This window comes from Bengtsoniella intestinalis (assembly GCF_039719005.1).
Lineage (GTDB): Bacteria > Bacillota > Clostridia > Oscillospirales > Oscillospiraceae > Oscillibacter > Oscillibacter intestinalis.
On the sequence record NZ_CP133584.1, the window covers coordinates 2,183,631 to 2,208,444 of the forward strand.

At 51.9% G+C, this 24,814-nt stretch carries 27 protein-coding genes; 18 read left to right on the plus strand and 9 right to left on the minus strand.

Annotated elements, in window-relative coordinates:
* Positions 1-13 precede the first annotated feature (13 nt).
* Positions 14-859 (plus strand): DegV family protein, encoded by an 846-nt coding sequence (locus tag RFF05_RS10475; RefSeq protein ID WP_409967041.1) that lies wholly within the window; start codon positions 14-16, stop codon positions 857-859.
* Positions 860-920: 61 nt separating this feature from the next.
* On the opposite strand, the gene RFF05_RS10480 is transcribed toward RFF05_RS10475, so the two are convergent.
* Together RFF05_RS10480 and RFF05_RS10485 are read right to left on the minus strand one after the other, a co-directional pair.
* A complete protein-coding gene (locus RFF05_RS10480) occupies positions 921-1,337 on the minus strand; it encodes a PaaI family thioesterase (protein ID WP_409967042.1) in 417 nt (138 codons plus the stop codon).
* Positions 1,338-3,245 carry an NAD(+) synthase gene (locus RFF05_RS10485; RefSeq protein WP_409967043.1) on the minus strand — a complete coding sequence of 636 codons (1,908 nt, stop codon included), beginning with the start codon at positions 3,243-3,245 and terminating at the stop codon, positions 1,338-1,340.
* Positions 3,246-3,467: 222 nt separating this feature from the next.
* On the opposite strand from RFF05_RS10485, the gene RFF05_RS10490 reads away from it, so the two are divergent.
* The 3 genes from RFF05_RS10490 to RFF05_RS10500 all read left to right on the plus strand — a co-directional run bounded on the left by RFF05_RS10490 (position 3,468) and on the right by RFF05_RS10500 (position 6,073).
* On the plus strand, positions 3,468-3,689 hold the full coding sequence (locus tag RFF05_RS10490; RefSeq protein ID WP_409967044.1) for a FeoA family protein: 222 nt from the start codon (positions 3,468-3,470) through the stop codon (positions 3,687-3,689).
* Between the two features lie 139 nt (positions 3,690-3,828).
* Positions 3,829-5,829 carry a ferrous iron transporter B gene (locus tag RFF05_RS10495; RefSeq protein ID WP_409970107.1) on the plus strand — a complete coding sequence of 667 codons (2,001 nt, stop codon included), beginning with the start codon at positions 3,829-3,831 and terminating at the stop codon, positions 5,827-5,829.
* Between the two features lie 70 nt (positions 5,830-5,899).
* Positions 5,900-6,073, plus strand: coding sequence for a FeoB-associated Cys-rich membrane protein (locus RFF05_RS10500; protein WP_409967045.1), 174 nt, complete (start codon positions 5,900-5,902; stop codon positions 6,071-6,073).
* Positions 6,074-6,111: 38 nt separating this feature from the next.
* Here RFF05_RS10500 and RFF05_RS10505 read toward each other — a convergent pair whose 3' ends face one another.
* Entirely contained in the window at positions 6,112-6,354 is a 243-nt protein-coding gene (locus RFF05_RS10505; RefSeq protein ID WP_409967046.1) for a helix-turn-helix domain-containing protein, read from the minus strand.
* 111 nt (positions 6,355-6,465) lie between these two features.
* Here RFF05_RS10505 and RFF05_RS10510 point away from each other — a divergent pair, with 111 nt between their 5' ends.
* Positions 6,466-6,624 (plus strand): hypothetical protein, encoded by a 159-nt coding sequence (locus RFF05_RS10510; protein ID WP_409967047.1) that lies wholly within the window; start codon positions 6,466-6,468, stop codon positions 6,622-6,624.
* A gap of 211 nt (positions 6,625-6,835) precedes the next feature.
* On the opposite strand, the gene trxA is transcribed toward RFF05_RS10510, so the two are convergent.
* Both trxA and RFF05_RS10520 read right to left on the minus strand, forming a co-directional pair.
* Positions 6,836-7,153 (minus strand): thioredoxin, encoded by a 318-nt coding sequence (gene trxA, locus RFF05_RS10515; protein WP_409967048.1) that lies wholly within the window; start codon positions 7,151-7,153, stop codon positions 6,836-6,838.
* Positions 7,154-7,158: 5 nt separating this feature from the next.
* The gene (locus RFF05_RS10520) at positions 7,159-7,983 is read right to left on the minus strand and encodes an NAD(P)/FAD-dependent oxidoreductase (RefSeq protein WP_409967049.1); all 825 of its coding nucleotides are present in this window, start codon (positions 7,981-7,983) and stop codon (positions 7,159-7,161) included.
* Between the two features lie 192 nt (positions 7,984-8,175).
* On the opposite strand from RFF05_RS10520, the gene rpe reads away from it, so the two are divergent.
* From rpe to RFF05_RS10545, 5 genes are all read left to right on the plus strand, one after another.
* Positions 8,176-8,823: a ribulose-phosphate 3-epimerase gene (gene rpe / locus RFF05_RS10525; protein ID WP_409967050.1), complete on the plus strand. Its 648-nt coding sequence runs from the start codon at positions 8,176-8,178 to the stop codon at positions 8,821-8,823.
* A 10-nt stretch (positions 8,824-8,833) separates the two neighbouring features.
* Positions 8,834-9,790, plus strand: a complete 957-nt coding sequence (locus tag RFF05_RS10530; RefSeq protein ID WP_409967051.1) for a 1-aminocyclopropane-1-carboxylate deaminase/D-cysteine desulfhydrase — start codon at positions 8,834-8,836, stop codon at positions 9,788-9,790.
* Positions 9,791-9,793: 3 nt separating this feature from the next.
* The gene (gene recR / locus RFF05_RS10535; protein ID WP_409967052.1) at positions 9,794-10,393 is read left to right on the plus strand and encodes a recombination mediator RecR; all 600 of its coding nucleotides are present in this window, start codon (positions 9,794-9,796) and stop codon (positions 10,391-10,393) included.
* A gap of 123 nt (positions 10,394-10,516) precedes the next feature.
* A complete protein-coding gene (locus RFF05_RS10540) occupies positions 10,517-11,326 on the plus strand; it encodes a ParB/RepB/Spo0J family partition protein (protein WP_409967053.1) in 810 nt (269 codons plus the stop codon).
* A gap of 96 nt (positions 11,327-11,422) precedes the next feature.
* Entirely contained in the window at positions 11,423-12,544 is a 1,122-nt protein-coding gene (locus RFF05_RS10545; protein ID WP_409967054.1) for a hypothetical protein, read from the plus strand.
* Between the two features lie 53 nt (positions 12,545-12,597).
* On the opposite strand, the gene yfbR is transcribed toward RFF05_RS10545, so the two are convergent.
* On the minus strand, positions 12,598-13,170 hold the full coding sequence (yfbR, locus tag RFF05_RS10550) for a 5'-deoxynucleotidase (protein ID WP_409967055.1): 573 nt from the start codon (positions 13,168-13,170) through the stop codon (positions 12,598-12,600).
* An 82-nt stretch (positions 13,171-13,252) separates the two neighbouring features.
* Complete coding sequence (gene mtaB / locus RFF05_RS10555) at positions 13,253-14,551, minus strand: tRNA (N(6)-L-threonylcarbamoyladenosine(37)-C(2))-methylthiotransferase MtaB (protein ID WP_409967056.1); 1,299 nt, start codon at positions 14,549-14,551, stop codon at positions 13,253-13,255.
* A gap of 338 nt (positions 14,552-14,889) precedes the next feature.
* On the opposite strand from mtaB, the gene RFF05_RS10560 reads away from it, so the two are divergent.
* The 4 genes from RFF05_RS10560 to RFF05_RS10575 all read left to right on the plus strand — a co-directional run bounded on the left by RFF05_RS10560 (position 14,890) and on the right by RFF05_RS10575 (position 19,499).
* A complete protein-coding gene (locus tag RFF05_RS10560; RefSeq protein WP_409967057.1) occupies positions 14,890-16,023 on the plus strand; it encodes a cysteine desulfurase family protein in 1,134 nt (377 codons plus the stop codon).
* Positions 16,024-16,153: 130 nt separating this feature from the next.
* Entirely contained in the window at positions 16,154-17,545 is a 1,392-nt protein-coding gene (locus tag RFF05_RS10565; RefSeq protein WP_409967058.1) for an MATE family efflux transporter, read from the plus strand.
* Entirely contained in the window at positions 17,542-18,351 is an 810-nt protein-coding gene (locus tag RFF05_RS10570) for a putative RNA methyltransferase (RefSeq protein ID WP_409967059.1), read from the plus strand. Before RFF05_RS10565 ends, RFF05_RS10570 begins: the two co-directional genes overlap by 4 nt.
* On the plus strand, positions 18,351-19,499 hold the full coding sequence (locus tag RFF05_RS10575) for a class I SAM-dependent methyltransferase (RefSeq protein ID WP_409967060.1): 1,149 nt from the start codon (positions 18,351-18,353) through the stop codon (positions 19,497-19,499). The genes RFF05_RS10570 and RFF05_RS10575 overlap by 1 nt, the downstream gene beginning before the upstream one ends.
* Before the next feature lie 59 nt (positions 19,500-19,558).
* Here RFF05_RS10575 and RFF05_RS10580 read toward each other — a convergent pair whose 3' ends face one another.
* Together RFF05_RS10580 and thiI are read right to left on the minus strand one after the other, a co-directional pair.
* Positions 19,559-20,026: a CinA family protein gene (locus RFF05_RS10580; RefSeq protein WP_409967061.1), complete on the minus strand. Its 468-nt coding sequence runs from the start codon at positions 20,024-20,026 to the stop codon at positions 19,559-19,561.
* Positions 20,023-21,204: a tRNA uracil 4-sulfurtransferase ThiI gene (gene thiI / locus RFF05_RS10585; protein ID WP_409967062.1), complete on the minus strand. Its 1,182-nt coding sequence runs from the start codon at positions 21,202-21,204 to the stop codon at positions 20,023-20,025. Before thiI ends, RFF05_RS10580 begins: the two co-directional genes overlap by 4 nt.
* 120 nt (positions 21,205-21,324) lie before the next feature.
* Between thiI and RFF05_RS10590 the strand changes: the two genes are divergently transcribed.
* The 4 genes from RFF05_RS10590 to RFF05_RS10605 all read left to right on the plus strand — a co-directional run bounded on the left by RFF05_RS10590 (position 21,325) and on the right by RFF05_RS10605 (position 24,790).
* Complete coding sequence (locus tag RFF05_RS10590; protein ID WP_409967063.1) at positions 21,325-21,801, plus strand: permease; 477 nt, start codon at positions 21,325-21,327, stop codon at positions 21,799-21,801.
* Positions 21,798-22,346, plus strand: a complete 549-nt coding sequence (locus RFF05_RS10595) for a permease (RefSeq protein WP_409967064.1) — start codon at positions 21,798-21,800, stop codon at positions 22,344-22,346. Before RFF05_RS10590 ends, RFF05_RS10595 begins: the two co-directional genes overlap by 4 nt.
* Entirely contained in the window at positions 22,330-23,514 is a 1,185-nt protein-coding gene (locus tag RFF05_RS10600; protein ID WP_409967065.1) for a glycoside hydrolase family 3 N-terminal domain-containing protein, read from the plus strand. Before RFF05_RS10595 ends, RFF05_RS10600 begins: the two co-directional genes overlap by 17 nt.
* 139 nt (positions 23,515-23,653) lie before the next feature.
* Positions 23,654-24,790: an alanyl-tRNA editing protein gene (locus tag RFF05_RS10605; protein ID WP_409967066.1), complete on the plus strand. Its 1,137-nt coding sequence runs from the start codon at positions 23,654-23,656 to the stop codon at positions 24,788-24,790.
* Positions 24,791-24,814 lie beyond the last annotated feature (24 nt).

Consider the following 24,814-nt stretch of genomic DNA (forward strand, 5'->3'; position numbering starts at 1 on the left):
GATGAGGTATAACATGGTTACGATTATGACAGACTCCTCTTGTATGATGACTATCCAAGAGGGCTTGGAGTTGGGTATTTTGGTAAACCCCTTAACCGTCACCATCGACGGGAGCACTTATTTAGATTTGGAAGAAATGGACAGCGATACTTTTTTGGGCATCATTGACCAAGGTCATATCCCCATTTCTTCTCAACCTTCCATCGGTCGCACCTTGGAACTGTACGAAGCCCACCGTGACCGCCCCATTTTAAACCTGACCATTGCCGAGGGGCTCTCTGGCACCTACGGCACTGCCACTGGCGCTGTGGCCGCTTTAGACGGTGACCATGCAGAAATCCGCGTGGTAAACACCAAAACCATTTGGGCCAACCAAAGCTATTTGGTGAAGCAAGCGCTGGAGCTGGCAAAGGAAAATCTGAACATCGACGGCATTTTGGAAAAGCTCCGCCCTGCTTTGGAAAACCACATCTCCTACTTGATTCCCAGCGACTTCGACTATCTCAAGCGTGGCGGTCGTTTGGCTCCTTTTGCCGCCACTGTGGGTGGTTTGCTTCACCTGATGCCTGTTTTGCACCACAGCACCGATGGTATGCGCCTAGAAAAGTTCGCCATGAGCCGTGGGTTGAAAAACGCAGTTCACACCTCTATCAAGGGCTTACAAAACGCAGGCATCAACAGCGCCCACCTGCTGAGCATCAGCCACGGCGGGGCACCCCATTTAGCTGACGAAGCCTATGCCATGCTGAAAAAAGCCTTCCCTGATGTGGAAATCAACATCCATCCTCTCAGCCCTGGCATGATCACCCAAGGGGGTCCCAAGTGCATCGCCATCCAATCCATTTTGAAGATTGGTTAACACAAAAATACAACCGCCCACCACGAACCATCGTGGTGGGCGGTTATTTTCATCGTTACAACTAGACTTTATCTTTGCTGATGCAATAAAAGGAGAAATCACCCACGGCAATGAGCCGTTGATTGTCACCCGTGATTTCCACACGGATGAGGCTAGTGGTTTTGCCCCGACGCACCACCTTGGCCGTGGCACGGAGCACACCCTCCCCTTGGTTGGAAACGAAGTGAAGGTTCCCATTTTGGGTCACATGACGGCGGCCATCTCCGTGGACGGCCATCCCACAGGCGTTGTCTGCCAGCGTGTACAGGCAACCACCGTGCACCACACCCAAGGGATTTAAACTCTCAGGGTAAATCTCCAACTGTGTCACAGCGTACTCTTCCCCAATTTCCACGGCGGAGATGTGGTTGTATGTGGCAAAGGGATTGTTTCTGGCGGCTAGTTTTTCGTAGAGCTTGGCTTGTGCAACTGCATCCATTTACAGTGCCTCCGCTTCTTCTAGCCACAGCCGAGACTGGGCATCACTGGGCATCCGCCAATCCCCACGGGGCGACAGCGCCACCGACCCCACCTTGGGGCCATCGGGTAAGCAATTGCGCTTGAATTGTTGGCTGAAGAACCGACGATAAAACACCTTAATCCACTTGACCATCACGTCACGGCTGTACACATTCCCCAAGGCATACTCTGCCAAGCGGAGGATTTTGCTGGGGGCAAAGCCCCAACGGAGCAGATAATACAAGTAAAAATCATGGAGTTCATAAGGTCCCACCAAATCCTCCGTAATCTGGGCGATTTCCCCGTTGACCGCTGGCAGAAGTTCAGGAGAGACAGGGGTGTCAAGAATATCTTCTAACACAGTGGTCAGTGCCAAGTGGGTTTGGCGCTTGTCCTGTGCCAGATAGTCCACCAAATGGCGCACCAAGGTTTTGGGGATGGAGGTGTTGACGGCGTACATACTCATGTGATCACCGTTGTAAGTGCACCAACCCAAGGCAAGTTCGCTCAAGTCGCCAGTGCCGATGACAATGCCCCCTGTTTGGTTGGCAACGTCCATCAGCACTTGGGTGCGTTCACGGGCTTGGCCATTTTCAAAGGTGACGCTATGGTCGTCCATGTTGTGGCCAATGTCTTTGAAGTGACTGCGGACACTGCTGGAAATGTCCACGGTACGCAAGGTGGCGCCCAGTTGTTCTGCCAGCACCACGGCGTTGCTTTTGGTGCGGTTGGTGGTGCCAAAACAGGGCATGGTGACGGCGATGATTTCCTCCATGGGCTTGCCCATCATTTGGAAGGCAAGGGCGGTGATTAAAATCGCCAACGTGGAGTCCAGTCCACCAGACAAACCCACCACCGCCGTGGCAGCATGGGTGTGGATAAGCCGCTGTTTCAGCCCCAAAGAGGCGGTCATGAGAATTTCATGGCACCGCTGATTGCGATGCTCCTTCCCCTGTGGGACAAAGGGCTGTGCCGCCACGTAGCGGGTCAGCGCCGTTTTGGTCATGGGCAGAGAGAAGGGGATGGTGATGCTTGCTTGCTCTGTGGGCAACAATTGGGTGCGACGACGTTCGTAAACAAGGCGCGCCACGTCGATTTCCGTGATGTGTAGCCCTTGGTCGTAGCGACTTTGGTGCAAAATGGTGCCGTTTTCCGCCACCACTTGGTGGGCGCCGAACACCACATCACTGGTGGATTCCCCTTCCCCAGCACTGGTGTAAATGTAACCGCAGAGCAATTTTGCACTTTGCATGGCAATGAGCTGACGGCGATAGGGTTCTTTGCCGATGATGTCGTTGCTGGCAGATTGATTGCAAATCACCGTGGCACCAGCGCAGGCCAGATGCAACGATGGGGAGATGGGTGCCCACAAATCTTCGCACAATTCCACCCCCAGCACCAAGGCAGGCAGATCTTTACAGGCAAAGGTGATGCCCGTGCCAAAGGGCACACTTTGCCCCAACAGTTCCACCGTTTCTAACCCTGCAAAAGCAGGGGTAAAGTGGCGTTTTTCGTAAAATTCGCTATAATTGGGCAGGTGGGTTTTGGGCACCAACCCCAAAATACGACCTTTTTGAATGACAGCGCATACATTATATAGTTTCCCCTTGTGTTGCAACGGCAAACCGATGCAGGTGACCACATCGAGGTGCTTGGTGGCTTGTAAGACCGTATCCAAACCGTCAATGGCACCTTGCAACAAGGTGTCTTGGTAGAACAAATCCCCACAGGTGTATCCTGTCAACCCCAGTTCTGGCAACACCAGTACCTTCACCCCGGCGCTGTCGGCTTTGCGCATCAGCTCAAAGGACTCTCTGGCGTTTTCTTGGCAGTTTGCCAAGTGCATAGGCGGCGTGGCACAGCCCACCGCTACAAATCCATGGTTCATACATAGCTCCAATCTGCCCAAAAGTAAGACGTGGGCATCGAGATGGGTATATTGTACACCGATTTCGCCTATTTTACAACCCCATGGACAAGATGTGACACTGCACTTATTTTGTAAAATTTTTTTGAATTTTTACCATTCCATCTATTGACAAATAAATTAGTCTGTGCTAATCTAATGAAGTGGTTAGGAAAATCTAACCAACTAAGGAGACTGATTTTTATGACACTGTTAGAGGCCGCGCTTGGCAAACCCTACACCGTAACCCACATCGACACTGACGACGAAGAATTGATTGATTTTTTGTTCACTCTGGGTTGTTATGAAGGGCAAAGTGTGGTGGTTGTGTCTCACATCAGTCGCGGTTACGTGGTGGCCATCCGTGATGGGCGCTACAACATCGATGCCAACTTGGCACAAGCCATCTGTATTGCAGAAAATTGAAGACAGCCACAGGCTGTTTTCTTCACCCCAAAAAGTTAGGGAAACCTAACTTTTTTACCAGATTTTAGGTTAGGAACTCCTAACTTTAAGATAAAAAAAGATAAAAAGAATTTTAGAAACAATGAGGATTGATTGCATGATTAGAATTGCTCTCGCCGGTAACCCCAACAGCGGTAAAACCACCCTGTACAACGCCATCACTGGCAAAAACGAAAAGGCTGGCAACTGGGCTGGCGTCACCGTGGACAAAAAAGAAGCCCCCATCAAGAAGATTTTGGCGACCAACGCTGACCTTCTGGCAGTTGACCTGCCCGGCGCTTACTCCATGTCCCCCTTCACCTCTGAAGAATCCATCACCAGCACCTATGTGAAAAACGAAAAGCCCGATGTGATTATCAACATCGTGGACGCGACCAACTTGTCTCGTAGCCTGTTTTTCACCACCCAACTGTTGGAACTGGGCATCCCCGTGGTGGTTGCTTTGAACAAAAGCGACATCAACTCCAAAAAAGAAACCGTCATCGACATTGCCAAGCTGAGCGAAACCTTGGGCTGTCCTGTGGTGAACACCACCGCCACCGCTTCTAAGGGCATGGAAGACCTGTGCGCCAAGTGTATTGAAGTGGCAGGCAAAACCCAAGCCGCTCCCTATGTCCAAGGCAACATCGACCTCCACAGCAAAAAGGCCGTGGAAGACGCGGATAAGAAGCGCTTTGACTTTGTCAACACCGTGGTCACCAAGGTGGAAACCCGCAAGGTGAAAACCGCTGACACCAATAAGCAAGATAAAATCGATGCCATCTTGGCTCACAAAGTGCTGGGTATTGTAATTTTCGCCTTCGTCATGTTCTGGGTGTTTAACCTGTCTCAAGCCACCATCGGCCCCATGATTGCTGACGCTCTGGTGGGCTGGCTGGAAGGCATCCAAGAATCCATTGGCGGTATGGTTGAAGATGCTTCTCCCTTCATGCAAGCTTTACTGGTTGACGGCATCGTGGGCGGCGTCATCGCCGTTCTGGGCTTCCTGCCTCTAGTGATGGTGATGTATTTCCTCATCGCTCTGTTGGAAGACTGCGGTTATATGGCCCGTGTGGCTGTTGTGATGGACCCCATCTTCAAGAAGGTTGGCCTGTCTGGTAAGTCCATCATCCCCATGGTCATCGGCACTGGCTGTTCCATTCCTGCTGTTATGGCTTGCCGTACCATCCGCAACGAACGTGAACGTCGCACCACTGCTATGTTGGCTCCCTTTATGCCTTGCGGCGCAAAGTTGCCTGTCATCGCATTGTTTGCTGGCGCCTTCTTCGCTGATGCTACCTGGGTGGGTACTTTGATGTACTTCTGCGGTATTTTGTTCATCCTGCTGGGCGCACTGTTGACTTTGAAAATCACTGGCACCCGTGTCAAGCCCTCTTTCTTCATCATGGAACTGCCTGAATACAAAATCCCTTCCCTGTGGCGTGCCTTCATCTCCATGATGGAACGTGCCAAGTCCTTCATCATCAAGGCTGGTACCATCATTCTGGTGTGTAATGCCGCTGTGCAAATCATGCAAACCTTCACCATCACCTTGGTGGAAGCCAACGAAACTGGCTCTGACTCCATCTTGGCTCTGATTGCCAATCCCTTTGCCATCTTGTTCATCCCTCTGGGCTTTGGCATTTGGCAACTGGCCGCCGCCGCTGTCACTGGCTTCATCGCCAAGGAAAACGTGGTTGGCACCCTGGCTGTTTGCTTCGCTGTTACCAACTTCATCAACGAAGATTTGGAACTGTTGGAAGGTGCAACTTCTTCTATTTTCAACACCGAAACCTTTGTTTTGACCCAAGTGGCCGCTCTGGCTTACTTGATGTTCAACCTGTTCACCCCTCCCTGCTTCGCTGCCATCGGCGCTATGAACTCTGAAATGAAGAGTGCTAAGTGGCTGTGGGCTGGCATTGGCCTTCAATTCGGCACTGGCTATGTGATTGCCTTCTTGGTGTACCAAATCGGCACCTTGATTGTAGACCACACTGTAGGCGCAGGCTTCATCCCTGGCTTGATTGCTGTGGCTTTGATGGTAGGTTACGTGCTGTACCTCATCAAAAAGGCTGACGCAAAGGTCAACGACTACGCTTTGAACGGCAAGGTTGCCGCATAAGTAAAAATTAAAACAGCAAGACCGTCAATCATTGGCGGTCTTGCTGTGCATTTCAAAAGGAGTATTTGCTATGATTGATGTCATCATCGGATTGGTGGTGCTGGCCATTGTGGGCGGTGCCATCGGCTATATCGTCCACGCCAAGAAAAATGGTGTCAAGTGCATCGGCTGTGCCGTAGGCGGCAAATGCAGTGGCTCTCACCACGAGGGTGGCTGTAGTGGCTGTAGCTGTGACGAAAAATGAGATAACGGGGTGGAACCGATGGTTCCACCCCGTTTATTTTATATATCCAATCCTGCAAAAAACCTATTGAAATCGCACTGAAACACGTTGCAAAATCCAATCAATTCGCTGGTGCGAATGTTGTAAGTGCCATTTTCAATGTGGGCATAATAATCTCGTGACATGGAAAAACCCTGCAACTGCATTTGAATAGACACCTGCTCTTGGGTCATGTTTAACCCCATCCGTAGCTTGCGTAAATTACCACCAACACAGCGGTCTTGTTTTATCTTCTGCTCCACAATTCACCTCAAGAACCATGTGGTATTCCACACATTTTTCTTGATTGTACTGTAATTCTCTGGTAAGATAGTGTGGTATACCACACTATCTTACCAGAGAGGGCAAAATATATGCTGTACGATTATGAAAAAATCAACAACCATGTGGACGAATTGCGAAAGTCTCTCATTGTTTCCTTAGATAAGCCAACCCCTATCCCCTATCAAACCAAAGAAGATGTTGCCAGTCAAGAGGACGGGAGGGGGTGGAACCCCCCCTACGGCGGTTGATTGATACATGGTGCAACCACCGAAAACGGACAGGGATAAACCCTGTCCTACGATATGAAACACCAGCGTAGGGGGCGGCGTCCTCGACGCCCCGCAAGGTTACCCCCATTGTCATTCCATCGCACCGCCGCGGTGTACCCACAATCCCCATCGCAACCACAATCAACAAGAGGGTGGAACCCATGGTTCCACCCTCTTGTACTATATCTTCTTACAGATGCTTTTGCACCAACGCTTCCAAGGCGGCTTGGCTCAACACGCCTACAGAGCGGTCAATTTCTTTGCCGTCTTTGAGCACCACCATGGTGGGGATGGACATGATGCCAAATTGCTGGGCAACGGCACCTGCATCATCTACGTTCACCTTTGCGAACACGGCTTTCCCATCAAAGGTTACGGCGGCGGCTTCAAAGGCAGGAGCGACCATTTTGCAAGGGCCACACCATACTGCCCAAAAATCCACGACTGTCAGGGCATTTACCTCTACCGTTGCTTGAAAATTGCTGTTATCTAAATGTAAAATTGCCATATTGATTACTCCTTTATTTGTTTGATTTTATTGGCATACACGGCAGCTTTTTGGCCTGCAACCAAGCCTTCGCCCACCGCTTTGGATACTTGTAAGGGACCTCCCGTGCAATCGCCAGCGGCGAACACACCGTTTAAATTGGTTTCCATGTTCCGATTCACCGCCACATAGCCACCGTCTAGCGCCAGCTCTGGGAATAAATCTGTGGGTGCCATGGTGGGACGGAGGATAAACGCACCGTCCACAGGGATTGTCACATCGTCACAGGTGATGGTTTGCAAGGTGGTTTCACCAGCGAGGACACAGGTTTTGGGCTTATTAAAATAATGAACGGTACAACCCACCTGCTCTAAAAATTCTGCTTCATGCTGGGCAGAAGGGGTGTAGCCCACCACCGCCACCGTTTTGCCACGATAAGCGAAGGCATCGCAGGTGGCGCAATAGCTGACGCCTTTGCCGATGAAGGTTTCTTCTCCTGCAAACTTTTTGCTTCTGGCCACACCAGTGGCTAGGACAATGGCAGCGGCTTCCACCACGTCAGAGCCTACGCTGACAAAAAAGCCATTTCCCACCGCCATGGTGGTCAGGGCTTTGCCGTCCATAAACGCAACGCCGTTGGCCTTGGCATGGTCTGCCATGGTTTGGAGCATTTGAGCACCGCTTTGGTTGCCCATGCCCACATGGTTATCCACCAAGTGACTTTTCCACAAGGGATTTTCCTCCAATGGATTGGACACCACCAGCACCGACTGGTTCCGCGCCCGCACATTCAGCGCCGCACTGAGCCCAGCAGGGCCACCGCCCAACACCACTACATCGTATTGACTCATGATGATTGCCCCCTTTCCATTGGTTTTGTTTATTGTACCACAATTTGCCACCATTAAACAGGTGCATTTGCAACTTTTTTAAGAAGTTTTCCCTTGGCAAGGTTTACAATCCGTCTTGATTTTCCCATGGGGGTTTGCTATACTGGTATCAGATAGAAATCAATCTGCCACGGCAGAAGAAACGAGGACTGTATGATTAAAATTTCACCCAGCATTTTGGCGGCTGACTTCGCCAATCTAGAACGAGATATCCACAAAATCTCCACCGCAGACTATGCCCACATCGATGTGATGGACGGGGTATTTGTGCCCAACATCTCCATCGGTCTGCCTGTTGTCCAAGCCATCCGCAAGGTGACAGACATGGTGCTAGACGTGCATTTGATGATTGTGGAACCTCTGCGTTATGTGGAACAATTTTGCGATGCAGGGGCGGACATTGTCACCATTCACGTAGAATCTGACACTGTCGAGAACATTTCCGCCGCTTTAGAAGCCATCAAAGCAAAAGGCAAAAAATGCGGTGTCGTCCTCAAGCCTGCTACCCCTGCTGAGACTGTCGCACCGTACCTACCCATGATTGACATGGTGCTGGTAATGACCGTGGAGCCGGGCTTTGGCGGCCAAAGCTTTATGGCAGACCAAATGCCAAAGGTCACCGCTTTGCGTCAAATGATTGATGCCGTCAACCCCACCTGCGAGCTAGAAGTGGACGGTGGTGTGGATGCCAAAACCTGCAAAACCTGCATCGCCGCTGGCGCCAACGTGTTGGTGGCTGGGAGTGCCGTGTACAAAGCCCAAGACATTCCAGCCATGATTGCCACCTTGCGTGGAGAATAAGGAGCATTTTATGAATCAATTACCCAAACACAGCTTTGGTCTGTACCCCACCCCCATGCAAAAGTTAGAAGCGTTAAGCGCACGATTTGGTCGCAACATCTGGATCAAGCGCGACGATTTGTGTGGCATTGCCTTGGGTGGCAACAAAGTCCGCAAGTTACAATACCTGCTGGCAGATGCCCAAGAAAAAGGCTGTGACACCGTGTTCACCACTGGCGGCGCCCAGTCTAACCACGCCATGCTCACCGCCGCCTGTGCCGCCCAACTGGGGATGGATTGCGTGTTGCCCCTGAAAAAGCGTGGCGTCACCGACCACAAGGGCAATTTGGTGCTAGACACCATTTATGGTGCCCACGTGGAGCAAATTGATACCGACTCTTACCAAGATATTTATGATTTGATGGATGAAAAATGCAAAGCCTTGGAAGCCAACGGCAAAAAAGGCTATGCCATTCCCGTGGGCGGTTCCAATGCCTTTGGCTCTTGCGGTTACGTGGATTGCGTGGCTGAAATCGCCAAGGATTTGGCTGGTGCCACCATCGGCCACATCGTCTCTGCCACTGGCTCTGGCGGTACCACCGCAGGCTTACTGGTGGGAGCAAAATGCTATTTACCTGATGTAAAAGTCACTGGTTTAGGGGTAGATGACGACGATTTTGACACCATTGCCCCCCAATTGGCAGAAGAGGCCGCTAAGATTTTGGGCGTTGCCTTCCCCCGCCATGATGGCGACTTTCAAATGGTCTATCACTTCGGCACAGGCTATGCCATCCCCAACCCAGAAGACACCCCCATCATGGATGAATTGGCAAAATCAACTGGCATTTTGCTAGACCCTGTGTACACTGGCAAGGCCTACGCTGGCTTTGTGAAACTGCTAGAAGAAAATTATTTTGAAGGGGAAGGCGATATCGTGTTCGTCCACACTGGTGGTGCGGCGGCGCTGTTTGCCTTGGAGCGTGTGTAAATCATGGAACATTTTCCTGCACCACTAGAAGAATTGGTGGAGCAATTCGCTAAGTTACCAGGGGTGGGTCGAAAATCCGCCCAGCGGTTGGCCTTTCATATGCTAGGCCAACCCCAAGAAGCCTGCGAGCGGTTTGCCCGTGCCCTTGTCAATGCCAAAACGCAAGTCACCTGCTGTCCCTCCTGCCAAAACTTTACCGCAGGTGGGCTCTGCCCCATTTGCGCGTCTCAAAAACGTGACCACAGCGTCATTTGCGTGGTGGCAGATCCCCGTGATGTGGCGGCCATGGAACGGGCCCGAGAATTTCGGGGCTTATACCACGTCCTCCATGGGGTGCTGTCTCCCATGCAACACGTTGGGCCTGACGATTTGGCCATACAGCCGCTGCTCTCCCGTGTTGCCAAGGGGGATATTTCAGAGGTGATTATGGCCACCAACCCCGACACCGAAGGGGAAGCCACCGCCTTGTATTTGGCGCGGCTGTTAAAACCATTTGACGTGAAAGTCACCCGTTTGGCCTATGGCATCCCCATGGGTGGGCACCTAGAATTTGCTGACGATGCCACCTTGATGCGCGCCTTGGAAGGGCGTTTGGAATTATAAGCAGTATAAATCCACGGTTTGGACGAATGTCATCCAAACCGTGGATTTTTTTGCCTCTCGACAAACTTCGCCAAACAAACTGTCTTCTCATGGGGTACAATACTCCCAAAAGGAGGTGGCGCTATGTCGCACTCACAAGAGGGACAAGTCGTGTCCTTACCCTGCGCCCAACTGGTGCCAAACCCCATGCAGCCACGGCAATTTTTTCACCAAGAAAAATTGGACGACTTGGCAACATCCATCGCGCGCCACGGCGTTTTGCAACCTTTGCTTGTGCGCCCCCACGGTGACCATTGGCAAATCATCGCTGGAGAACGGCGGTGGCGCGCTGCCCAGCTGGCTGGATTAGACGCGATTCCCTGCATGGTGACCCATGCCGACGACGAAACCTCCGCCCTCCAAGCCATGGTGGAAAATGTCCAACGGCAAGATTTACACTACTTAGAACAAGCCCGTGCCATTGCCAACATCCTGCGCAACACCCCCATGACCCAAGAAGAGCTGGCCTCTCAACTGGGGATGGCGCCGTCTAGCCTTGCCAACAAATTGCGCCTGTTGCGCCTTGACAGCGCCTGTGTCACCTGTCTCATCGACCACCAATTATCTGAGCGTCACGCCCGTGCCTTACTCAGTTTGGAGTCCACCGATGACCGCCTCCAAGTCCTCCGCCATGTGGTACAGCACAGCTTAAACGTGGCCCAAACAGAGCGGCATATCCAGCGCCTTTTGATGCAAATCAACACCACACACCCCACCCAACGACGCAATTACATCGTCAAAGATGTGCGGTTGTTCCTCAACACCATTGACCGTAGCTTGCGTGTCATGCAAGACGCTGGCATTGACGCCCAATATGGCAGAGAAGACAAAGAAGACGCCATTTACTTAACCCTTCGCATTCCACGGAGCGCAAAAGGCCAAAACGCAGGCTAATTCATCCACAACCTCAATATTTGTATTCAAACTGTAACACAACTGTGATATAAAGTGTTATATAATGGGTGCAAACCACGAGGGAGGGATGCACTCATGGCTCTGAGTGAGCAGACGATAAATGCCTTACTAGAAGGCCAAAGCTCCACCGCCATGATTTTGGCGCTGGCGTGGCACACCGGGCTAACACGGCAAGAAATCCAGCAATTACAATGGTCTCAGGTGTCTTTATCCCAATGGCGCATCACCCTTCCCAACCGCACCGTATCTTTCGCCAGCGATTTGGCCTTGCGCTTGAGTCAAGTCGCTGACCAGACAGGCCACGTGGTACAGGGGCGACAAGGGGCGTTGCGTCCCCAGTCCATTTCTCGCCTTGCCCACACCACCTTGCAAAACGCCGGCTTAGATCTTCGCTTGTGCGACCTACGTCATGACTATATTTTGCGCCAATTGACCCACCGCTCATGGGTGGACGTGGCACAAGAGCTGGACATGAGCCAAGGAGATTTGCGTAAAGCCTATGGCGGAAAGCTCACCGCGCCTCCACCGACACCCTCCCCTATGGTGGCAAGGGAATCTGCCATCCATGGGCTGATACAAGTCCCCACATTAGGAACATTGGCTGTGGCGCTGGCCTTTTACCATGGCTACAGCTCCCAACAACTGCGCACCTTGCAGTGGCAGAATTTACCCCCCCTGCCACAGATGGACACCACCACTTTGCGTCCTAGTGACGGGGATGGACTGGTGTTTCCCATGACCGCCAGTGCCTTGTCCCGTTTGGCGCAACAGGTCTTACACGCACAAGGGGTATTGGGGGTAACCTTGCAAACCTTGGCTGGGCAGCATCACCGTCGCGAACCTCTGCGCACCATACTATCCCACTTGGAAACCCACCAAAGCCTCACCTGTGGACAGGCGCAAGCCCTATTAAATCTCCCCAAAAGCCCTGCTTATCGACTGTTGCAAGGGTGCGTAGGTGACGGTGCACTGGTGCAGGTAGGGGAAGCGTATTACAGCGCCCAACACGTGCCGCCATTGAACGACCACCAACCATTGGTGCTGTCCTTGGCGCATCGCCGCGGAGCGGTGTATGCCGAAGACGTGGAAACTCTACTCCATTTGCGCCCCAACCACTGCCAACGACTGCTGAAAACCATGGTCAGTAGCGGTCAATTGGTGCGCTTTGGCACACGGTATCAGTTGTCACCAGAATGATGAAACAAGGAGGAACGGCGATGCCGTTCCTCCTTGTTTCATCATTCTATTGTTCATTGCAATTCGTCCAAAGTCAGGGAGAAACTGGGCAGGAAGTGCTCCACAAAATACCCCACCTCTTCCATGTCCATCTTCTGGATGGACTGGTAGGTTTGTTCCATGGCTTTGCGGAATTCGTTGTTGCCAGCCTTCACCTCTTCCACGCATTTGATGTAGGCGCTGAGCTTATCTGCCGCCTTGACCAAACGCTGGGTGGTGGCATCATTTTCGTCTAAAACACTGCGATAAATGGGCTGAAAATCTGCAGGCAACATGGCAACCAACTCTGATTTTGCCACCTCTTCCACTTGACGGTACGCCCCTTGGATAGAAGGATTATAGTATTTGATGGGGGTGGGCATATCACCAGTCAAAATCTCGGTGGCATCGTGATACAGCGCCGCCACCGCCACCTGTCCAGCATCGATATCTTTGCCAAATTGGGTGTTGGCAATCACCGCCAAGGCATGGGCAATGACCGCCACTTGATGGCTATGCTCTTGGACGTTTTCACGACTGGTATTGCGCATCAGCGCCCAACGGGTGATATGGCGCAGGCGAGAAATGTAAGCAAAAAAATGGTGCATGATGGTGCCTCCTTAAAAACTAAGAGCTAAGAACTAAGAGTGAAAAACTATGGGAACGCAATCGGTTTTCTGTAGTTTTTCACTATTCACTTTTCGTTTTTAGCTTTCCCACCAACCGCCCGTCTTTTACGGCGACGATTTCTACGGCGTGGATTTGGTTGTGTAAATCTGCTTGGCTATCCACCCAAACTTGGGTGTAATTGGGGGCATGGCCGACAAAGCCGCCCTCTCTCTCTTGTTCAAACAACACTTGATAACACTGCCCCACACAACCTTGCAAATAGGCACTTTCCATGGTCTCTGCCACCGCCGCCGCCTGTTTGGCGCGGACATCTTTCGCCGCCTTCTCCACTTGAGGGCGCTCAGCCGCTGGGGTGCCGGGACGAATGGAATAAGGGAAAATGTGCATCGATGCAAACTGACATTTTTCAATAAACGCCAAGGTTTTGGCGAAGTGTGCCTCTGTCTCCTCAGGGAAGCCCACAATTAAATCTGTGGTGATGGCTGGGCGGTGAAAATGCTGGTTTAAAAGCGTCACCGATTGGAAATACCGACCACTGTCGTACTTGCGGTTCATGGCTTTTAAGGTCTCATCACAGCCACTTTGCATAGACAGATGGAACTGGGGACAGAGGTTTTGGAGCCTCTTGGCACGGGTGCAAAAATCCTCAGTAATCGTCCGTGGTTCTAGGCTCCCAAGACGAATACGCACCTGTGGAATGGCAAGACAAATGGCTTCCACCAAGTCAATGAGGGTCAAATCCCCTTGTAAATCCTTGCCCCATGAAGAAATTTCAATGCCTGTGAGGACGATTTCTTGGTAGCCTTGGGTTCGCAATGCTTGGGCTTGGGTCACTGCCTTGTCCAGCGCCAGCGACCGCACAGGCCCACGGGCGTAAGGGATGATGCAGTAGCTACAGAAGTTGACGCACCCGTCTTCCACCTTCAACATGGCACGGGTTCGGGTACCGCCGCCGCCGGGGGTCAACACCTCAAACACACGGCGCTCAAAGCTTTGATCAATGGCTTCTTGGGGCTGATGGGTTTTCACAGATGCTTCTAGCAAGTCTAAGAAGCCAGCCCGATCCCCTGTGCCGCCTAGCACATCCACCCCAAGAGCACGGACTTCGTCCGCATGGGTTTGGGGATAACAGCCACAAACTGCTACCACAGCATCAGGATTTAATTTTTTAGCACGGCGAATGGTCTGGCGCGACTTTTGGTCACTGACCGCCGTCACCGAGCAGGTGTTCACCACATACACGTCAGCGCTCTGGTCAAAGGCGGTCAATGTATGTCCGCGACGCACCAGTTCTTGCTCCATGGCGGTGGTTTCGTATTGATTCACTTTGCACCCCAAGGTGTAAAAGGCTACTTTCATGGGTTCTCCTTGCTATTTTGAAAAATTAGAAGTATAATGTGATGTTGATAAGACAGGGAAATGCGGGCGACCACAGGTCGCCCCTACGACTTCCAGAATTACATTGTAGGGGCGACCTGTGGTCGCCCGCCAATTACGCAATATTTTACCTTATTATACATCGCTTTCCATCGGGGAGCAAGTAAACTTTTTTCTAAGTGCGAATTTTCAACGTATGCCGTAGGGGCGGATTCTATATCCGCCCGCACCCCCCAACGGGCGGATATAGAATCCGCCCCTACAATTTTCAATGGTATGTTCCATATCTTAACTTTTTTCACAAACAGGAGATTTTTCTCATGATTTATTTAGACCATGCCGCCACCACCCCTTTGTTGCCAGAGGTGGCTGAGGCCATGTATGCTGTTTTAAAAGACGACTTTGCCAATCCCAGCGCCCAATACCCTGCTGGGCAAGCCATGGCAAAGCAAGTGGCTGCTTGGCGACAAACCATCGCCACTGCCGTGGGCTGTCAACCCAAACAACTCCACTTCACCAGCTGCGGCACCGAAGCCAACAACTGGGCAATTTCAGCTGCTCTGTGGCAAAATCGTCACGTAGGCAAGCACATTGTCACCACTGCCGTGGAACATAGCGCCGTGGTTGCTCCCTGCGAATGGTGGGCAAAGCAAGGCTACGAAGTCACCACCATCGCCCCTGACAGCCAAGGCCATATCACGCCTGAGCAGGTGCTGGACGCTGTGCGAGACGACACGGCGCTGGTGTCTATCATGTTGGTGAACAACGAGCTGGGCACTGTCTACCCTGTGGATGCAATCGCCAACGGCTTGGCTTTGAAAAACCCAAAAACCTTACTCCACACCGACGCTGTCCAAGGATTTTTAAAGGTAGGATTCACTGCCAAAACCCTTGGCGCAGACTTTATCTCCATCGCCGCTCATAAAATCAGCGGCCCCAAGGGCATTGGTGCCTTATATATTGGCGACCGCGTCCGCAATCCCAAACCTTTGTTGGCTGGTGGTGCCCAAGAGCAAGGCCATCGCGCTGGCACAGAGGCCACCGCTCAAATGGCTGGCTTTGCCAAGGCCGTAGAACTGCGCACCGCCACTTTGAGCAATGACCTTGCCCATATGCAGGCTTTACAAGACTACGCCATCAGCAAAATCCCCACGGTAACTGGTCTCCAATTATTGACCAACCCGTCTGCCCCTCACATTCTGGCACTGTCTCTGTCAGGTTATCCTGCTGGCAACATAGTCACCGATTTGGGCAGTCAAGGCATTTGTATTTCCGCTGGCTCTGCCTGTCACCAAGGGAAGGCCAGCCATGTAATCTCAGCCCTAAAACTACCAAAAAAAGTCACCGCTGGGGTCATTCGCCTCAGCTTCGGGGTGTCCACCACCACAGAAGATGTGGATGCTTGTTTCGCCGCCTTAGACGCCCATCAAAAAAGCCGATTCCCTATGTTATAAAACTCAGATAACCACATAACCCCTTCATCGGGCGACCACAGGTCGCCCCTACATACAATACACCGTAGGGACGACCTGAGGTCGTCCGTCCCCGTTTTGAAAAGAGAATGTATCACGAAAGGAACACCCTATGTTACCTGCACCCTTGCGCCGTCCCAAAGCGTTTTACCAACATTTATTTGCCCTGACTCTGCCCATTATGCTCCAAAACCTCATTACCACCTCCCTTGGCTTCATCGATACCTTTATGGTGGGTTTAGTGGGCACCAATGAGCTTTCTGCCGTCACCGCCGCCAACTCCCCTATTTTCTTTGTGCAAATGGTGATTTTCGGCCTGATGAGCGGTCTGTCCGTTCTGGCCAGCCAATACTGGGGCAAAGAGGATGTGCCAGCCATCAACCGCACCTTAGGTGTGGCGCTGTACGTCTCGTTCACCGTGGCGCTCATCGTGGCAGGCACCTTCTTTTTTGCCAGCGAAACGGTGATGTCACTGGTGACCAACAACCAAAATCTCATTGCCATTGGCGCCCCCTATTTGCAAATTGTGGCCGTGGGCTTGGTGTTTAACACCTTGAGCTCGGTGTACATCAGTATGCAACGCAGCACGGAAAATCCTGCCTTTGGTATGCAGGTGTTTGCCGTGTCTATGCTATTGAACACGTTTTTAAACTACTGCCTCATTTTCGGTCACTTTGGCGCACCAGCCATGGGGGTCATGGGTGCGGCCTATGCCACACTGACCTCTCGGATTGTGGAGTTTGTCATCGTGGTGGTGTACGTGCTGACCAACCATCGGGTGCCCTTAGAGCCCAAATTGGTGTTTTCCCCACGCAAATCTGCTGTAGTCCAGTTTTTCAAACACGGCTTACCTGTCTTAGCCAACGAAACCGTGTGGGGCTTGGGCACCAGCATGATGGTGGTCATCATCGGTCACATGACCAGCTCTGCCGATATGTTGGCGGCCTATGCCATCATCGGCAACGTGGACAAGATTGCCATCACCATCTGCATCGGCATGGCCAACGGGTCGGCGGTGATGATTGGCAAAGCCATCGGGGAAGGCCAACCTCACCAAACGGTGCAAGACTTGGGCAAAAGCCTATTCGCCATCAGCGTAGTGGGTGGATGCGCCGTGGCTGCCATGCTGTTGACCTTGCTCCCCTTGGTGTTTCAGCCCTTTTTATTCCCCCTGTTCAATTTAAGCGCCGAAGCCACCGCCATTGCCACCACCATGTGCATCACCTTTGCGTGCGTGTTCCCTGTCCGTTCCTATGATTTCACCTCTATCACAGGGGTGCTCCGCGCTGGGGGCGACATTGGCATGGCCTTTTTCATCGACGTCATCCCCCTGTGGTGCTTCTCCATCCCCCTTGCCGCCTTGTGCGCCTTGGTGTGGGACAGCCCTGTGTGGCTGGTGTGCCTGTGGATTCACGGGGAATGCCTGATTAAAATGCCCTTGGGTTTATGGCGCTTCCAAACGAAAAAATGGATTCACAACTTAACCACGGAGGTGGCACCATGAGTTTGTTTATCTGCCCTGTGTGCCGCGAACCTTTGACCCGTGGAGAAAAATCCTACACTTGCCCCAACGGGCATAGCTATGACCTTGCCAAAGAGGGTCACACCTACCTCCTCCTTGCTAACCAGAAAAACTCTCTTCAACCAGGGGATGACAAGGCCATGGCACGGGCTCGCACCATTTTTTTGGACAAGGGCTATTATGCGCCTTTGCGCAATACCCTGTGCCAACTGTTGCAACAGCAACATCCTATCGCCATTTTAGACGCTGGCTGTGGGGAGGGCTATTACACCGCTGGCATCCGCCAAGCCCTGCCACAAGCGGAGATGGCTGGCATTGATATCTCTAAGTTTTGTTTGCAAAAAGGGGCAAAACGGGAGAAAACCGTGGAGTTTGCCGTGGCATCGTCTTATCATTTGCCTTTGGCCGATGGTAGCGTGGATGCCATTGTCAATTGCTTTTCTCCCATGGCTACGGAAGAATTTGCCCGTGTGCTCAAGCCCCATGGACGGCTGTATTACGTGGTGCCAGGAGCCGAACACCTGTGGGCACTGAAGCAGGTTTTGTACGACGCACCCTATCTCAACGAAGAAAAGGAAACCCCTTACGCTGACTTTTGTAGCCTTGGGATCACCCCTGTGGATTTCACCATGGACATCCAAGGCCAAGAGGCGCTCCAAGCGCTATTGGGCATGACCCCATACGCATGGAAAACCCCAAAAGACGGCAAAGACCGTCTGTCCACCATGGACGCCTTAACCGTGGAAGCATCTTTCCGCATCCACACATTTGAAAAGGAGGACACCTGATGACCCAATTAAAAACCGCCTTGGACACCATGGTGTCCGCCGGACTAGAAAAGCTAATTATCAGCAAACCCATGGCAAAAAGCCAAGACTTTCAAAAAATCGTGGTGGAGCGTCACAAAGATTTCTACCAAGTGTCAAAATACACAAAAACCCAAGTTTTTCATGAAAATCAACCAATTGATACCATTATAAATACCTGTATCACTTTGATTGACGGGCAATTCCTACAGCTCAACGGCTTTAGCGACGGGCAGGAACACATGGTGCTCCTCTCCAAAAAGGGAGGCTGTACCTACAAGGTCAAATCCATTGCCAATGCCACCCTCACCACACAAACCCACAACCGCAAAAAGCAATATCTGTTGGAAGAAGGCACCCACATTCCACCTCTTGTGGACATGGGCATCTTCACCAAGGAGGGTAAAATCGTACAATCCATGTACCACAAGTACAAGCAGATCAACCGCTTTTTAGAGATCATCGACGATGCGGTGAAAAACAGCAAAAAGACCTCTTTCCACATCATCGACTTTGGCTGTGGCAAGTCTTATTTGACCTTTGTGGTCTACTATTACCTGACCCAAATCCGCAAGATGGAAGCCCATGTGCTGGGCTTAGACTTGAAAGAAGAAGTGATTAAAAACTGCAACATCGCCGCCAAAAAGTACGGATATGACAACTTAACATTTGCTATGGGCGATATTCGCGGTTTTGCGCCTCCCTTCGCTGTAGACATGGTGCTGACCCTCCATGCCTGTGACACCGCCACCGATTATGCTCTTCACCACGCCATCGGCTGGAAGGCAGACATGATTTTCTCCGTGCCTTGCTGTCAGCACGAGCTAAACGGTCAAATGAAGCCCCAAACGCTGGATTTGTTCAGCCAATACGGCCTCATCCAAGAGCGATTTGCCGCTTTAACCACCGATGCCATCCGTGGCAATCTGCTGACCTACAGCGGTTACAAAACCCAACTACTAGAGTTTGTAGACCTAGACAGCACTCCAAAAAATCTACTGATTCGTGCCGTCCGTAGCCCGTTGACTCCCAAATCTGTGCGGACAAAAGCCTTGCAACAAGTGGAAACCGTCATGGCAGAGTTTCACGTGAAACCCACCTTGTATGAGTTGTTAGAATTGGATAAATAACAAGAAAAAACCGCACATTCTGTTTATTTAAACAGAATGTGCGGTTTTTAAATCATAATTTACAACATATCTCCCAGCCAGTTCAACGCAGTTTCAATGGCTTTTTGTTGGATTTCATGGCGCGATAAATTGCCAAAACGGCATTCTTTCACCGCTACCCCTTCTGGGGTGGCCAAGGCGATGAACACCAAGCCTACGTCGTTGCCACGGTCATCTTTGTCTGGGCCAGCCACCCCTGTGGTGGACAGGGCATAGTCACTGCCTGTCAAATGTTGCACCCCTGTCGCCATGGCCTTGGCCACATCAGCGCAGACTGCCCCTTGGGCATCTAGCAACTCTTGCGACACCCCTAGCACACTGGCTTTTACCTCGCTCCAATAAGACACCACGCCACCGCAATACACGCTAGAGGCGCCAGAAATGGCTGTGATGGCTTGTGCCAAACCGCCCCCCGTGCAAGACTCAGCCGTAGATAGGGTTTTGCCGTGGGATTTCAGCCCATCAAACCACGTTACATCCCCACTCATGGGCGCACCTTCACCAGTTTCACATTCTCCACAGCTTCACGGACAAGTGCATCAATGTCCATAGCTTCCTCTGCCTTACGAATATTCTCCAGCTTTGGTTTGGTGGAAGGATGGCGTGGGGTGAAGACGGTGCAGCAGTCTTCATAGGGCAGGATGGAGGTTTCAAAGGTGCCGATTTCTTGGGAAATTTTAATGATTTCCACCTTGTCCATACCGATGACAGGGCGGAGCACTGGCATGGTGGTCACGTCGTCAGTTGCCACCATGGCGTGCATGGTTTGGCTGGCCACTTGACCCAGAGATTCCCCTGTAATCAAGGCCTTTGCCTTGCAACGATAGGCAATTTTTTGGGCAATGCGCATCATGAAACGGCGCATGATAATGGTGAAATATTCTTCAGGGCATTGGCGGCGAATTTCCTCTTGAATGCCTGTGAAGGGAACGATTTGAATGGTCATCGGCCCACAGTATGGGGTCAGCGCCTGTGCCAAGGCAATCACCTTGTCTTGCGCCATTTGAGAGGTGTAAGGGGGGGACTCGAAATGCACCATCTCCAACTGCACCCCACGGCGCGCCATCATCCAAGAGGACACGGGGCTATCGATACCGCCAGAGAGCAGGCTCACTGCCTTGCCACCCATGCCCACTGGCAAGCCACCAGCGCCGGGCAGGGCAGGTGCATGGACATAGGCGGCCTTTTCGCGGATTTCCACTTCCACAGTCAGCGCAGGATTGTGAACGTCTACCGCCACATGGGGGAACGCATCTGCCAAGTCACCACCCACAGCGATAGACAATTGGATGGAGTTCATGGGGAATTGTTTATCGGCGCGCTTGCTTTCCACCTTAAAGCTTTTAGCGGCGGCAAAATTGGGTGCCAAATAGGTTTTGGCGCACTCCACAATGGCGCTCACCTCTTTGTCGCAAGGATGGGCACGGACAACAGACACCACGCCAAACACTTGACGGCAACGGCGCACTGCTTCTTCCATGTCGCACCCATCTGCCACTTGTTCCACGTAAATGGTGCTTTGGCGGATGCAAACTTCAAACGAACCATCACAGGTTTTCAAACGGTGGCGCACGTTTGCCACCAACTTATCCTCAAAGCTACGGCGGTTTTGCCCCTTGAGCACCACCTCACCTAATTTTAATAACAGGACTTCTCCTTGTGTCATACTTGTTTCCTCCTCATTAGAGCATATTTTTACAATATATAGTCTACCACAAACCATCTTTAGTTGCAACCGCTTGAGAGGTGTGATAAAATGAAGAAAATGTAAAAGATTGGAGTCATTATGTTTGCCACTATATTATATATCTGCGCTGGCGTTGGACTAGCGGTCTCTGCCTTTAAAAACAAGAAAAAAACCAAAATGGCACTGAAAAAGGCATGGAAATCTGCCGAAAACATCATGCCACAATTCCTTGCCATCATTTTGCTCATCGGCATCATGCTAGCGGTGCTAGACACCCAGACCATCACCAAATTACTGGGGGCAGAATCTGGGATCATGGGGGTGGCCATGGCGGCCTTCATCGGTGCCATCACACTAATCCCTGGCTTTGTAGCCTTCCCCTTGGCCGCCGCACTGCTCCAAAGTGGGGCTGGGATCACCCAAATCACCGCCTTTTTATCCACGCTGATGATGGTGGGCATCGTGACCATGCCTGTTGAAATCAAAACCTTTGGCAAAAAAGTCACCTTGATGCGCAACCTCTCTGCCTTTATATTCTCCCTTGTGGCCGCCGCGATTATGGGGGTGGTGCTATGAAAACTTCAACCTTTTTCGCCATTTGCAAGCGGTATTCCATGGCGCTGACCCTTCTTGCCGTCAATATCATCCTCTGCTTTGCCCTGCCTGAGATTGGCTTTACCGCCGCCGATATGTCTCTTTCCAATTTCAAAGAAATGCTGTCGGTGTTGCCACCTATTTTTATTTTGCTAGGTTTGCTAGACGTCTGGGTGGACAAAGAAACCATGATGAAATTCTTGGGCAAAGGCAGTGGGATTCGTGGGGGCAGTATGGCCTTTTTGCTGGGGGCTTGCGCCGCTGGCCCACTGTATGCCGCCTTCCCTGTGGCCACGGTCATGTTGCGCAAAAATGCCAGTTTGTTTAACGTGTTCGTGTTCATCGGTGCATGGTCAACGGCAAAAGTGCCTATGCTCACCTTTGAAGCCGCCAACCTTGGCCTCACCTTTATGGTCACACGACTCTGTATCAACTTGGTAGGCATTTGGATTATCGCTGGGGTGGTCAACGCCTCTCTCACCAACGAGCAACAACAGGAGGTCTACCAAATTGCGGAACAAGGCTAAGTTGATTTGCGGGGCGCTATGCCTGTTGCTTTGCACCGCCTGTGGCACCACTGAACCTATCGAAACTGCCAATGAAACCCTCGTAGGGGACGGCGTCCTTGCCGTCCCGACCCCTGACCCCATCCCTGAACCGGAATCCACCCCCGAACCAGAACCAATCCCTGACCCCATTGCCGACCTGATGGCCACCATGACCTTAGAAGAAAAGGTAGGGCAATTGTTTTTTGTCCGTGTGCCAGCCGACAGCCAAGTGGATGACGTGGCCAGCTATCACTTGGGAGGCTATATTCTCTTTGGACGGGACACTGCCGACCAAACCGCGGATTCTCTCACTGCCACCATCGCCTCTTACCAAGAAAATGCCACCATTCCCTTGCTCATTGGTGTAGATGAAGAAGGTGGCACCGTGGTGCGTGTGTCCTCTAATAGTAACCTCCGCTCTAGCAAGTTTTTATCTCCACAAAAGCTGTACAATAACGGTGGTTTTTCCACAATTGCACAAGACGCTGTGGAAAAAACGGAGCTTTTGCAGTCTTTAGGCTTTAACGTAAATCTTGCCCCTGTGGCGGACGTATCCACCAGCGCTAGTGACTTCATCTACAGTCGCACCTTGGGGCAAGAGGCCACCGCCACTGCCACCTATGTAGAAACGGTTGTGGCTGAAATGGACGCTTTATCCATGGGCAGTGCCCTCAAGCACTTCCCCGGTTATGGCGACAACATCGACACTCACACAGGGATTGCCGTGGACAATCGAACGGTGGACAGCTTCTTAGAAAGCGATTTTCTTCCCTTCCAAGCTGGGGTAGACACCGCACCCAACACCACCTCTATCTTGGTGAGCCACAACATCATCACCGCTGTAGATGAGGGCTATCCTGCGTCTTTATCTGCCCCTGTCCATGATTGGTTGCGCCAAGAACTGGGCTTTGACGGCGTGGTGATGACCGATGATTTGGCTATGGATGCTGTGGCGGCGTATGCCGAAGACGGCAATGTGTCCACGTTGGCCATTTTGGCTGGCAACGACATGGTCATCACCTCCGATTACCGCACCCAAATCCCCAAAACCATAGAGGCCGTGGAAAACGGCACCTTATCCATGGAACGTGTAGAGGAAGCTTGTACACGGGTGTTGCGGTGGAAACAGAGTTTAGGGCTGATATAGCACCCCCATTATATTGTAGGGGAGCGCATTGCGCTCCCGCCAGTGTAGCACCATCCTTCCAATAACCTGATGTAACCCAAAACGGGAGCGCAATGCGCTCCCCTACGATATTGTTCCCACACACCTAAAGGAGACCACCATGACCACAAAACTCTACTATCAAGACCCCATGCTTCAAACCTTCACCGCCACGGTGGTGGATTGTCAGGCACTGAAAAAAGGCTTTGCCATCACCCTTGATCAGACGGCCTTTTACCCAGAAGGAGGCGGTCAAAATGCAGATTTTGGCACGCTGAACACCGTTCACGTCACCGACGTGCAAGCGCATGACGACGTGATTGTCCACACCTGCGATGCGCCCCTCACCGTGGGCGATACAGTGACAGGGCAACTGGATTGGGCACGGCGGTTTGACCATATGCAACACCACTCTGGAGAGCACATCATCTCTGGTATCCTCTGCGACCTCTACCACTGCGACAACGTGGGCTTCCACATGGGCGCTGACACAGTGACCATCGATTACAACGCGGAAATCTCATGGGAGCAAGCCTTAATTGCCGAGGCCAAAGCCAACCAAATCATCTGGGGCAACGCCCCTGTGAAGATTACATTCCCCGACGCTGACGCCTTGGAAGCGCTAGACTATCGGAGCAAAAAAGCCGTGACAGGTGCTGTGCGGATTGTCACCTTCCCCCACGCCGATTGCTGTGCGTGCTGTGGCACCCATGTGGTGCAAGCTGGGCAGGTAGGCTTAATCAAAGTCCTCTCTTGTCAAAAGTTCAAGGGGGGCAGTCGCATTGAATTGGTCTGCGGCGGCAAGGCCATGGCGTATTTTGAAGCCATATTGACCCAAAACCGCCAGATTTCTCAACAATTATCGGCAAAACCGTTGGAAACAGCCAACGCCGTGGCAAAGTTGGGCGACACCCTGACCCAACGGATAGGGCAAGTGATGGCATTAGAGGCCAATCTCTTTGCCCACATCGCCCAAACGTATACGGATGCAGGGGATATTTTGTTGTTCCAAGAGGCCATGAGCGCCGACAGTGTCCGCCGTCTCTGCCTTGCCATTGGCGAGGTGTGCGGTGGACAATGTGCCGTTTTTGCTGGGGAGGGCGACCGCTATGGCTATGCCATTTCTAAGGTAGATCCTGCATTTGTCAAGGAAATGAACGCCAGTTTACAAGGTCGTGGTGGAGGGCGAGACGGCTTTGCACAGGGGTCTGTGTCTGCCACGCAGGAACAGATTGCACAGTTTTTCCACCGCCCATAAGGGTCATAAAAATGTAAAACCACC